Origin of the sequence: Mesorhizobium sp. M7D.F.Ca.US.004.01.2.1 (assembly GCF_003997785.1) — a bacterium.
Lineage (GTDB): Bacteria > Pseudomonadota > Alphaproteobacteria > Rhizobiales > Rhizobiaceae > Mesorhizobium > Mesorhizobium loti.
Window position 1 is genome coordinate 1 of sequence record NZ_RZRQ01000199.1, and the last position, 11378, is coordinate 11378.

At 62.7% G+C, this 11378-nt stretch carries 16 protein-coding genes; 5 read left to right on the top strand and 11 right to left on the bottom strand.

Annotated elements, in window-relative coordinates; all coding sequences use genetic code 11:
- The coding region (locus EN993_RS37410) for a hypothetical protein (protein ID WP_206532401.1) at positions 1-185 on the bottom strand (185 nt) is incomplete at its 3' end.
- A 60-nt stretch (positions 186-245) separates the two neighbouring features.
- Here EN993_RS37410 and EN993_RS37415 point away from each other — a divergent pair.
- Positions 246-479, top strand: coding sequence for a hypothetical protein (locus tag EN993_RS37415; protein WP_206532402.1), 234 nt, complete (start codon positions 246-248; stop codon positions 477-479).
- 184 nt (positions 480-663) lie between these two features.
- On the top strand, positions 664-1368 hold the full coding sequence (locus tag EN993_RS23340) for a glutathione S-transferase family protein (protein ID WP_127264935.1): 705 nt from the start codon (positions 664-666) through the stop codon (positions 1366-1368).
- Between the two features lie 88 nt (positions 1369-1456).
- Here the strand turns inward: EN993_RS23340 and EN993_RS23345 are convergent, their stop codons facing one another.
- Positions 1457-1714, bottom strand: coding sequence for a DUF2934 domain-containing protein (locus EN993_RS23345; RefSeq protein WP_127264936.1), 258 nt, complete (start codon positions 1712-1714; stop codon positions 1457-1459).
- A 259-nt stretch (positions 1715-1973) separates the two neighbouring features.
- On the opposite strand from EN993_RS23345, the gene ndk reads away from it, so the two are divergent.
- Positions 1974-2396 (top strand): nucleoside-diphosphate kinase, encoded by a 423-nt coding sequence (gene ndk / locus EN993_RS23350; RefSeq protein WP_027048827.1) that lies wholly within the window; start codon positions 1974-1976, stop codon positions 2394-2396.
- Positions 2397-2547: 151 nt separating this feature from the next.
- Positions 2548-3153 (top strand): class I SAM-dependent methyltransferase, encoded by a 606-nt coding sequence (locus tag EN993_RS23355; protein WP_109662901.1) that lies wholly within the window; start codon positions 2548-2550, stop codon positions 3151-3153.
- Positions 3154-3225: 72 nt separating this feature from the next.
- Here EN993_RS23355 and EN993_RS23360 read toward each other — a convergent pair whose 3' ends face one another.
- From EN993_RS23360 to EN993_RS23385, 6 genes are all read right to left on the bottom strand, one after another.
- Positions 3226-3990 (bottom strand): YbaY family lipoprotein, encoded by a 765-nt coding sequence (locus EN993_RS23360; protein ID WP_109662899.1) that lies wholly within the window; start codon positions 3988-3990, stop codon positions 3226-3228.
- 128 nt (positions 3991-4118) lie between these two features.
- Positions 4119-4595, bottom strand: a complete 477-nt coding sequence (locus EN993_RS23365; RefSeq protein ID WP_109662897.1) for a molybdenum cofactor biosynthesis protein MoaE — start codon at positions 4593-4595, stop codon at positions 4119-4121.
- Between the two features lies 1 nt (position 4596).
- Positions 4597-4854, bottom strand: coding sequence for a molybdopterin converting factor subunit 1 (gene moaD, locus EN993_RS23370; protein ID WP_109662895.1), 258 nt, complete (start codon positions 4852-4854; stop codon positions 4597-4599).
- 1 nt (position 4855) lies between these two features.
- The gene (gene pgsA, locus EN993_RS23375) at positions 4856-5452 is read right to left on the bottom strand and encodes a CDP-diacylglycerol--glycerol-3-phosphate 3-phosphatidyltransferase (protein ID WP_023673449.1); all 597 of its coding nucleotides are present in this window, start codon (positions 5450-5452) and stop codon (positions 4856-4858) included.
- 98 nt (positions 5453-5550) lie between these two features.
- Positions 5551-7635 carry an excinuclease ABC subunit UvrC gene (gene uvrC, locus EN993_RS23380; protein ID WP_109662893.1) on the bottom strand — a complete coding sequence of 695 codons (2085 nt, stop codon included), beginning with the start codon at positions 7633-7635 and terminating at the stop codon, positions 5551-5553.
- A complete protein-coding gene (locus tag EN993_RS23385; RefSeq protein WP_109662891.1) occupies positions 7632-8390 on the bottom strand; it encodes an SDR family oxidoreductase in 759 nt (252 codons plus the stop codon). Before EN993_RS23385 ends, uvrC begins: the two co-directional genes overlap by 4 nt.
- 413 nt (positions 8391-8803) lie before the next feature.
- Here EN993_RS23385 and EN993_RS23390 point away from each other — a divergent pair, with 413 nt between their 5' ends.
- Positions 8804-9466: an outer membrane protein gene (locus tag EN993_RS23390; RefSeq protein ID WP_109662889.1), complete on the top strand. Its 663-nt coding sequence runs from the start codon at positions 8804-8806 to the stop codon at positions 9464-9466.
- A gap of 153 nt (positions 9467-9619) precedes the next feature.
- Here the strand turns inward: EN993_RS23390 and EN993_RS23395 are convergent, their stop codons facing one another.
- The 3 genes from EN993_RS23395 to EN993_RS23405 form a co-directional block, all read right to left on the bottom strand.
- The gene (locus tag EN993_RS23395; RefSeq protein WP_109663364.1) at positions 9620-10216 is read right to left on the bottom strand and encodes a glutathione S-transferase family protein; all 597 of its coding nucleotides are present in this window, start codon (positions 10214-10216) and stop codon (positions 9620-9622) included.
- Between the two features lie 98 nt (positions 10217-10314).
- A complete protein-coding gene (locus EN993_RS23400; protein ID WP_206532403.1) occupies positions 10315-10791 on the bottom strand; it encodes a GNAT family N-acetyltransferase in 477 nt (158 codons plus the stop codon).
- Between the two features lie 237 nt (positions 10792-11028).
- A partial coding sequence (locus EN993_RS23405) for a hypothetical protein (protein WP_206532404.1) occupies positions 11029-11378 on the bottom strand: 350 nt, incomplete at its 5' end.

Below are 11378 nucleotides of genomic sequence, written 5' to 3' on the forward strand. Positions count from 1 at the left end.
GCACTTTCCTCGCGCAGCTGCCGAACCGCGAAGCTCTCGCCCGTGATCGGCTTTGCCCGCTCCGCAGCTCGCGCGGCGTCCGCCAACTCCTGCGGCGACCGGGCGCCGATGCGGCCGAGTGCCACCTCCTGGTCTCGCTTGAGCTGGTAGAGCGTCCCGGCGTTCTTGATGAGATCCGCCTGCATGGCGGCGCCTTCGCCGAAGTCAGGCCGGCCGCCCTTCACAACGAGAGCGTTGACGGCGGCTTGGGCGCTCGGAAGCGCCAGGGCGGCCCGAGCTGCGGCATCGGTCAGCTTGTCCATGGCCGGAAGCTCAATCTGGATAAGCTGATCCGGCTGTTCGGTGAGGACTACGTCTACATCAACGACAAGGAGATCAGCCGTCAGACGGTCTGCACCGAATGCGGCCACGTCGGCGCCAAGATCAACGTCACCGCCAACACGACGCCGACCGGCTGGTCGCCACCTTTTCCGGCCTGATTTGGTGCCATTCGATCTTGCGCGGTCGCCGCCGCCGGGCGGGTTTGGTGCCAAGTGAAGTTGCGCGGCCGGTTTCTGCCTTTCTGGCTTTCTGGCCCCGCCCGTTCGCCGCAATCCCTTGGTTTTCCGGGCTTCTGGCGGCCCTTCCCGCCATTTATCACCTTTTCCCAGCATTTGGCCGCTGATGCCATCTGAACTTGCGCGTTACATCTATGACCTCGTCGGACGCGACACCGCACGTCCGTTCAGCCCGCATTGCTGGAAGGTGGCGATGGCGCTTGCCCACAAGGGGCTCGACACATCAACCGCGCCGACGCGCTTTCTTGAGGTGCCCACTGTCGAGGGCGGCGTTTCGAAAACCATTCCGGTGATCCGCGACGGCGAGACGGTCGTCGCGGATTCCTTCGCCATCGCGCTTTATCTCGATGAAGCCTATCCGGATCGGCCGACGCTGTTTGGCGGTGAAGGCGGCAAGGCGATGGCGCGCTTCATCGAACGCTGGTCGCAACTGACCATCCATCCCTATGTGACCACCGCGGCGATCATGGACCTTCATGCCATGCAGGACGCGGAAAATGCCGTCTATTTCCGCCAGAACCGGGAGCAGCGTCTCGGCAAGCGGCTGGAAGACGTGATGGCAGCCCGAGACGCCGGGCTCGGCACTTTCAGGGCCTCGCTGGAACCCTTGCGTTCAATGCTCTTCTATCAGCCATTCATCGGTGGCGGTTCGCCGCTGTTTGCCGACTATATCGTCTTCGGCGCGCTGCAATGGGCGCGCATAGCCTCGCCTTACCAACTGCTCGACGACGGCGACGTGGTGGCGCAGTGGTTCACTCGCTGCCTCGACCTGCATGGCGGGCTGGGACGAAAGGTGGCCGCGGCGGCGTGACGCCGCAACGCCTGCCCTTGCCGCAAGGCAGCACGAGGGCCGTCAATGTCCTGCGGAAAAGGTCAGCAGCGAGGAGATAGCTGGGGCCTTACTTGGCCGCCGCCTTCTTTGGCTTGCTGGCCTTCGTGGCAGCCTTTGCTTCCTTGGGGGCGGCTTTTGCCTTGCCGGCGCCAGCTGCCTTCTTGGTTGGCTTTTTGGCTGCCTTCCCCGCGGCATCCTCCTGGTCGACATCGGCCGCCGCCTGATGCCAATGGCGCTCATGGTGTCCGGCCGGCTGTCCCTCTTGCAGCCAGATCTGATGCGCGCGGTTGCGAATGCGTTCCTGACGATCGTCTGTCATGGTCATGTTGCTCCATGCGGGCCGACTTCAGCGCGGCGCCGACGCGCGAGTATAGCAAGCAAAGTCTCATATGGCAGCCATCCGATGTCAGCTTCGGGAGCGCAGCGGCCTGCCCTTCGCTATCGCTCCGGGCGTTCGTCGCTCGGAAAGCCAAGCAATTGGCTTTCCGTCCGCTTCGCGGACCGTTCCTCACCCCTTGGCAATGGGCCGGGCGGCTTGTATAGAGCCCGCCACTCTCAATTCCATTCTCAGACAAGGACGACCCATGGCGCTCGAACGCACATTTTCCATGATCAAGCCGGACGCAACCCGGCGCAACCTCACCGGCGCCATTACCAGGATGCTGGAAGAGGCTGGCCTGCGCGTCATCGCCTCGCGCCGGGTCTGGATGAGCCGCCGCGAAGCTGAAGGCTTCTATGCCGTCCACAAGGATCGCCCGTTCTTCGGCGAGCTGGTGGAGTTCATGTCGTCGGCACCGACAATCGTGCAGGTGCTGGAAGGCGAGAATGCCATTGCGCGCAACCGCGAAGTGATGGGCGCCACCAACCCGGCCAACGCCGCCGAAGGCACCATCCGCAAGGTGCATGCGCTGTCGATCGGCGAAAACTCGGTGCACGGCTCCGACGCGCCGGAGACCGCGGCAGAAGAGATCAAGTACTGGTTCTCGGACACCGAGATCGTCGGCTGAGCCGACAGTCCAGACCTTGGATCCCGTAAAAAAGGCCGGCGTTTCGCCGGCCTTTTTCATTGGCTTGAAACGGATCAGGTCTCGCGCACGAACTGCATGTACCAGGGTGCGACATGGAGCGTATATTGCCGACAATGGAGCGGACCACAGCATGACCAGTGCCATTCCGGGCTTCTTCCAGGGCACAGAGATGCCGAACAGCGGCTGGTGGGAGGCGCTGTGGCCCGACCCCGCCGCCGTGCTTTCGGCAACGGGGATCAAGCCAGGCATGGAGGTGATCGATCTCTGCTGCGGCGACGGCTGGTTCACGCTGCCGATCGCCAGGGTGGTTCGTCATGTCGTGGCCATCGATATCGATGCCGATCTGCTTGAAGCCGCCAGACGCAGGTTGGCCGAAAGCGGCGCGACGAATTGCGACTTTGTCGCGGGAGACGCCTATGAGCTTGCAAGCCTGGTGTCTCGACCCGCCGACTTCATCTTCATGGCCAACGCCTTTCACGGCGTTCCGGACCGGCCGCGTCTGGCGCGCGCGGTGCGGGCGACACTCAGCCCAGGCGGCCGTTTCGCCATCGTCAACTGGCACCAGCGCCCGCGCGAAACAACGATCGTCCAGGGCGAGCCTCGCGGACCTAGGACCGAATTGAGGCTGTCGCCAGAACAGACCATAGCAGCCGCCGAGGCGGGTGGCCTCAGGCTTACCGAACTGGTCGAGGTGCCGCCCTATCACTACGGCGCCGTGTTCGCACCGGCTGAGTGAGAGCATCTGTTCGCTACGGCACCAGCGTGCCGAGATCCGTGGTCAGGCCATGAGCCCGACCATCAAGATGCCTCAGCTTGCAGCGCTAAGGCGCAGAATCTCGCGGCCATCCTTGTCGGCGATGGTGAGCTTGCCGGCATCGACAGTGTATGATGCTGCCTTGGCCAATGCATCGAACAGCGCCTTTTCCTCAGCCATCACCTCCGGCGCGCAGGCCTTGTAGGTCGAGCCGATGTCGCTGATCGCGATCGTTTGGCCATCGACCTTGGCGGTGGCGAAATAGGTGTTGCAGGGGCCGCTGCCGCCTGCCTTGCCGGCCTCGCTGACCCTGAACGTCGCTTGCGGGGCGGTGATGGCACCGATGCCGTCGACATAGTCGACCAGCCAGAGCTGGTCAAAGACGGAAACCGCCGGCTCGGCGCTCGGCGTCACCATCTTCAGCATGATGGTCTGCGGCACGTCGGTCAGCGGATCGACCTGATGGCGCATATCGGAGATGAACAGGAGCTTGTCGTCGACGGTGATGCGGGCTTGCAACGCATAAGTCATCTGCGACCGGATGACGGAAGGGTCGAATTTGATCTCGAAGCTGATCGGCACCTGGCCGGCCGGCTTCACTTTCTGTTCGCCGATAATGGTGGCCGGCGCATCGGCCAGCGACACATCGGCAAGCTGGACAGAGAGCACGGCACTGGGCGGCAAGGCGATGCGCTCGCGATAGATCACCTCGCCTCTCACGGAATTTTCGGCGGCAACAGACAGTTCCGGCACGGCCAATATGCCGACGACCAGAGGCACGAAACCGAAGACGAAGAACTCCGCGATCCTGTCCAGCATGACCATCTCCCTTGCCCCGGGCCGCCAGTGCCCAGGTTGGCCAATGCCCCGGGCTGTCAACGCCCAAGCTGACCAACCGCGCTCAATTGGCCAAAGGATTGCGGTCAATGCATGGCTGCGGCGGTATTTTAGTCCGACGATTTCCAGCGGCCGGCCGCCTCGTCGTCGGCCTCCTTGGCCTCGACCCAACCGCCCTCGGAGCCGTCAGCGCGATGCTCCTTCTTCCAGAAGGGCGCGCGCGATTTCAAATAGTCCATGAGAAAGTTCGCTGCCTCGAACGCCGCGTGGCGATGCGCCGAGGCGGTCACCACCAGCACGATGTTCTCGCCGGGCGCGATCTTGCCATGGCGGTGAATGGCGGTGAGGCCCTGCAGCGGCCAGCGCTCGACCGCCTCGGCAGCGATGCGGGCGATCTCTGCTTCGGCCATGCCGGGATAGTGCTCGAGCTCAAGCGCCGACAAGGTGCCCTGCTCATCCCGGCAAAGGCCGGAGAAAGAAACCACTGCGCCGATATCGGCGCGACCTTGGGTCAGTCTGGCGATCTCGGCGGCGACGTCGAAATCCTGCGCTTGAATGCGCACGACAGGTACGACTGCGCTGGTCATGTCAGCCCCCGGTCATCGGCGGGAACAGCGCAATCTCACGCGCGCCTGCGATCTTCTCGCCGTGCTCTACATGCTCCTGGTTGATGGCGACGCGGATCACGTCGGGATATTGCAGCGCATGCTCGTATTCCTCGCCGCGCGATTTCAGCCAGCGCAGGAGATCGGCGACCGTCTCGACGCCAGCAGGCAGGTCGACGTCTTCCTCAGGCATGCCGATGCGTTCGCGCACCCAGGCAAAATAGATGAGCCGGGTCGTCATCTCATTCGTCCATGATGTGCTTGAGGCCGGCGCGGAAATAATCGTAGCCGGTGTAGAGCGTGACCAGGGCCGCGATCCACAGCAGCACCAGCCCGGTCTGGGTGGTCAGCGGGAAGATCTTGTCGCCGGCAGGCCCGGCCAGCAGGAAGGCGATGGCGACCATCTGGATCGCTGTCTTCCATTTTGCCAGTTGCGTCACCGGCACCGAGACCTTGAGCGCCGCCAGATATTCACGCAGGCCCGAGACGAGGATTTCGCGGCACAGGATGATGATCGCCGCCCACAGCGACCAGCCGGCGATGCCGGCATGACGGTCGGTGTCTGCGGCCAGCAGCAGCAGGCAGGTGGCGACCAGCAGCTTGTCGGCGATCGGGTCAAGCATCTTGCCGATGTTGGAGGTCTGCTGCCAGGCGCGCGCGAGGTAGCCATCCAGATAATCGGTGATCGAGGCGAGCAGGAAGATGATCAGCGCCGACCAGCGAGCGAAGTCGCTCGACTTGAGATGTCCTTCGAGAAAAAAGCACAGCACGACCAGCGGCACCGCGACGATGCGAGCGTAGGTGAGCATATTGGGCAGGTTGAACGCGCGCTTGGCCATATCTAGGGAACTCTTTCTGCCTGCCTACTCAAATCAGAAGCGAATGTGGGGGGTCAACAGGCTAGAATCGATTGGCCAGCCGAAAATACCCGAATCCGTCAGCTCTCATGAAAATGATTGTAGACCAGTTTGGCGACCTGTTCGGAAATGCCGTCGACCTTCCTCAGATCCTCGATGGCCGCGCGGCTGACCGCCTTGGCGGTTCCGAATGCAAGCAGCAGTGCGCGCTTGCGGCCGGGACCGATACCGCTGATCTCGTCGAGCGGGCTCTTGACCATCTCCTTCTTGCGCCGCGCACGGTGCGAGCCAATGGCGAAACGGTGGACCTCGTCGCGCAGACGCTGGACGAAATAGAGCACGGGATCGCGGACCGGCAGAGAAAATGAGTCCCTGCCCCTAACGAAGAAGCGCTCGCGGCCGGCATCGCGGTCCTGGCCCTTGGCGATGCCGATCGCCACCACCCGGTCCTCGATACCGAGATCCGAGAGGATCTTGCGCACCGCCGTCATCTGACCCTGGCCACCGTCGATCAGGATGACGTCGGGCCAGGCCGGGAAGCTGCCGGAGATATCGTCTTCGATATCATCGCCCGCTTCGGCTGCCATCGCCTCGCCTGCCGCCGCATCGCCGGCAACGGCAACATCGCCATGCTCCTTGAGCAGCCGCGAAAACCGCCGCTCCATCACCTCGCGCATCATGCCGAAATCGTCGCCAGGCGTGATCTCGGTCGAGCGGATGTTGAATTTTCTGTACTGGTTTTTGACAAAGCCTTCCGGCCCGGCGACGACCATCGCGCCGACCGCATTGGTGCCCATGATGTGCGAGTTATCATAGACCTCTATGCGCACCGGCGGCTTCGCCAGGCCGAAGGTCTCGGCAAAGCCGGCAAGCAGGCGTCCTTGGGTGGAGGTCTCGGCCAACCGGCGTCCGAGCGCCTCGCGGGCATTCTGCAGGGCGTTGTCGGTCAGGTCCTTCTTCTCGCCACGCTGCGGCACAGAGATCGCGACCTTGCGGCCGGCGCGGGTGGAGAGCGCCTCGGCCAGCAGTTCCTGATCCTCGACGCCATGCGACAGAAGAACGGTCCGCGGCGTCGGCTTGTCGTCATAGAACTGCGCCAGGAACGAACCCAACACCTCGGCTGCTTCCAACGCCGGATCGGCCTTGGGGAAATAAGCACGGTTGCCCCAGTTCTGGCCGGTGCGAAAGAAGAACACCTGGATACAGACCTGGCCGCCCTCCTGGTGGATGGCAAAAACATCAGCCTCGTCGACGGTCGCCGGATTGATGCCCTGGTGGCTCTGCACATGCGACAGGGCCGCAAGCCGATCGCGATAGATCGCGGCCCGCTCGAAATCGAGAGCTTCCGACGCTTGCTGCATCGCGGCCGAGATTTCCGTCTTCACCTTCTGGCTGCGGCCGGACAGAAAGTCCTTCGCCTCGCCGACCAGCTCAGCATAGTCCTGGTGCGAGACCTCTCCGGTGCAGGGGCCGGCGCAGCGCTTGATCTGATAAAGCAGGCACGGCCGCGTGCGGTTCTCGTAAAAAGAGTTGGTGCAACTGCGCAGCAGGAAGGCGCGTTGCAGCGAATTTATGGTGCGGCCGACGGCGCCGGCCGAAGCGAAGGGGCCGAAATAATCGCCTTTGCGCGAGCGTGCGCCGCGATGCTTGTAGATGCCGGGTGAAACATGGTCGCCGGTCAAAAGAATATAGGGAAACGACTTGTCGTCGCGCATCAGCACATTGAATCGCGGCCGCAAGCGCTTGATAAGATTGGCTTCGAGCAGCAGCGCTTCGATCTCGGTGCGGGTGACGACGAACTCCATCGTCGACGTCTCGCGCACCATGCGGCCGATGCGGGTGGTGTGGAAGCGGCCTTGCGCATAGTTGGTGACGCGCTTCTTCAGGCTGCGCGCCTTGCCGACATAGAGCACATCGCCGGCGGCGTTCATCATGCGGTAGACGCCGGGCGCGTTGGGCAGCCGCTTGACCAGCGTCTGGATCACCTCGGCGCCGACCATCCCTTCGGCATCGCCCGCGTGCGGCGTCCAGTCGATAGCGGTGAAGGCGACATCGGGACCGGCTGGTTCGACGATCTCCTCGACCGCCTCGTCCTCGAGGTCGATATCGGGGGGCAGATCGTCGGCGCCGCCGCGCGGCTTGTTTTTGTGGTCTACAGGACTCATTCCGTCATGCCTGTCACATCGGGCGTCTGCCACGCAAGATGCTGGCCACCATCAAGCGCAATCATCTGGCCGGTGACTGAGCGTGCTTCCCAGAGATAGCGGATCGTGGCGCCGAATTCCGACAATTCCGGGCCACGCTTGAGGATCAAGCCATCGACTTGGGCGGCAAAATCGCTGTCGTCCTGGCGCGCGTTCTTCAAGGTAGGTCCCGGGCCGATGGCATTGACGCGGATGCGAGGGCCGAGCGATTGCGCCATCATCTGGGTGGCCGTCCACAAAGTCGACTTGGACAGCGCGTAGGAGAAATAGCGCGGCGTCGGCCGCCAGACGCGCTGATCGATCATATTGACGATCAGGCCCACCTGCCCTTCCGGCAACGCGCGGGCGAAATTCTGCGCCAGCAGCGCCGGCGCCTTCACATGAACGGCAAAGTGCCGATCCCAGGCCCGCCAGTCGAAATCCAGAACCGAATCGTCCTCGAACAGCGACGCATTGTTGACCAGCAGCGAGAGCGGTCCGAGCGCTGCTTGCGCCTGGCCGACGAGGTCGCCGACGGCATCCATATCGGTCAGGTCGGCGGCGATCACGGCGGCGCGGCCGCCGCCGGCGTTGATTGCGGCAGCCAACGCGTCGGCCTCCACACGCGAGCGGTTGCAATGGATGGCGACGGCAAAACCGTGAGCGGCGAGATCGTCAACGATTGCCCGACCGATCCGCTTGGCCCCGCCCGTCACCAGCGCCGTGGCTATGCTCATATGGTGTCAATCCTCAATTTCAGCCCGAAAACACGATGCCGGCGAAATATGGCCGGGCAGGCGTTAAATGGCGTTCGCACCTTGGGCAGCATTGTGGCGAAACAGCCTTTTCGGCGTCCCGACTCGCCTTTGACTCCAAACCGTCCGAGCGGAATATAGGATGCTGGACTCCTTGCACCAAGCGGTGTGCAGTGCAGCATGGAACGGCTCCTGCCATTTCGCTGTTGCGAAGATGCAACGTCAAGGTTCCGCCTCATTCGCGCCGGGGAATGACCCAAGTTCAGGTTCGCTTCAGCCGCATTTTGACACGACATTTGGAACCGACGAACGCCAGATCCGTTTCACCCCCCGGACGGGTAGATGGCGATCGTGAGAAACAAGCCTGTGTCCTGTGGCTTAAGGAGTAAAGAACAATGCAAGCCAATCTCAAATTCGCACGGCCGCTGGCCGTGGCGCTCGGGCTCTTCGCCCTCAGCGGAACTGCCTATGCCGCAGACGTCGTCCAGGAAGAGCCGCCGGCACCCGCGCCGATCGCTGAACTTCCGGTCGCTTCGTGGGCCGGCCCCTATGCCGGTCTCAACGTCGGCTATGGCTTCAGCGGCCATACCAAGGAAAAGGATCTGGGTGTTGACAATGTTGATGTCGGCACGAAGGGTTTCGTCGGCAGCGTCTTCGGCGGCTATCAGTGGCAGCAGGAGAACTTCGTCTACGGCGCTGAAGCCGAACTCGGCTACAATGGCGTCAAGGGCGACGATTCTGGCGTCAATTCCAAGGCAGGGTTCGAAGGTTCGCTGCGTGCCCGTCTTGGTTACGCCGTGACCCCGGAAATCCTGCTCTATGGCACCGGCGGTCTCGCCGGAAGGAGCCTGAAGGTGGAAGATCCGGCATTCGGTACGGACCGCGCAACGATGCTCGGCTGGACCGCTGGTCTCGGCACCGACATCAAGCTGACCGACAATGTGTTCGGCCGTGTCGAGTACCGCTACACCGACTTCGGCAGCAAGAGCTTCGATGGTATCGGCAAGGTCAAGGCCACCGACAACCGCGTCACCTTCGGCGTTGGTATGAAGTTCTAAGTCGTTCAAGCCACGACACGAAAAAGCCGGGCCTCGCGCCCGGCTTTTTTTTGAGCCTGAGTGGCCGCACAGGAGATCGAAGCGATCACCCTGGGCTAATCAAGTCGATCAGCCTGGTTGATCGGGCCGATCAACCGGGTTGGATCGGGCCGATCAACCGGGGATGCACGGCCTCAACTCTGGAAACTTCTCGTCGAAGCGCGCTGCCCATCGTGTCAGCCGGGCGCGACCCTTCTCCCATTTTCCGGCAAAGCGTAACGAGAGATAGCCGAGGCAGGCGCGCAGCGCCATTTGGCCGGCGGTGATCTTCTTCGGCAGCTTCGGCGGGTTGGCGTTGAGCAGATCGAGTGCTGCCGTGATCTTTGCCCATTGGCGATCGAGCCAGGGCTGGTAGACCATCTCCTCAGGCCGTGCGCGCCGCTCATAGACCATCGACAGCGCACAATCACAAATGCCGTCCGCCAGCGCCTCCAGCACTTCCGCCTCGAGCCGCTTGTCGGGATTGCGCGGGAAAAGCGCGCTCTTCGAAACCCGGTTGAGGTGCTGGGTGATGGCGCGGCTGTCATGGATCGAGCGGCCGTCGTCGAGCACCAGAACCGGGATCTTGCCGAGCGGGTTGGCGATCATCAAATCGGCCGGCTTCTCCTCGGTCTTGATCGGCACCAGATCGACGGCGATGCCGGCATAGGCCGCTGCCATTCGTACCTTGGAACTGTAGGGAGAAGACGACGCATAGAGCAGTCTGGGCATGATAGGTTCCTGTTTTGCAGGCGGGCAGTGTTGACCGATCAGACGCGATCGAGCAATGGCCACAAGCGGAAAACCCGGCCGCCAGCGAGCGACATGCATCAGCGTCGTTGACCGACACCGTTTAGCGAACGCTCCATGATGATGGTGCGTTCATCACCGTAGCAGCTGTCTCGAACTGCCTTGAATCCAAGCCCGGCGTAAAATGGCTCCGCCGTCACCGAGGACGGCACGGTCAGCACGGTGACGCCGCCAGCGTGCGCCGCTTCCTCAACCTCCGCCATAAGTCGTTTGCCGATACCACGGCCTTGCAGTTCAGTATCCACAAAGACGGATCGGACAATGCTTCCATCGAGGCTGGCTGTTCCAACGATCCTGCCACGCACAACCGCGACAGAAACCCTCCGCTTCCTCAAAAGCGCAGAGACAGCGGATGGGCTGAAGTTCTGCTCCACGCGAGCGATGATGTCTTGCGAATAGTCTTTCGCATTGGTCTGTCGCAGAGCTGCCAGGATCACGCGGCTCACGGCTTCCGCGTCGTCCTTGTTTGCCGTGCGAATCGTGAGTTCCGAAGTCACTTCACCACCAGGCAGCCGACCCGAATTCTCTGCGGAGCAGACAATGGTGGCACGCGGATCATCCAGTCAACAACCAAGACTGAAAAGCCTTACGCCGAACATTCGATCCGCATAGACGACACAAAAAAAGCCCCACCGGACTTCGCCCTATGGCGAAGTCCTGGGAACTGCGAAAAGATATCCTCCGTCCGCCTCTGTCTCGCCTTCCGACTACCGAAGCAATGAGCGGGGCGCCTGTCAGGCACCCGCCCCTTGTGTCTCGGCACCGCCCCCGGCGAGGGAAGACGCGATTACTTCTTGCCGGCCTTCGCGGGTGCTGCCTTCGGCTTGGCCGCGGGTGCCGCTTTCTTCACCGGTGCTGAAGACTTCGCTGCCGCCGCCTTCTTTGCCGGTGCAGCCTTCGCTGCCGGTTTCTTGGCAGGTGCAGCTTTCGCAGCCGGCTTCTTTGCAGGTGCCGCCTTCTTCACTGCGGGTTTTGCCGCAGCCTTTGCAGCCGGCTTCTTGGCAGGCGCCGCCTTCGCAGCCGGCTTTGCCGCCGCCTTGGCAGGTGCCGCCTTCTTCACTGCAGGTTTTGCAGCGGCCTTTAC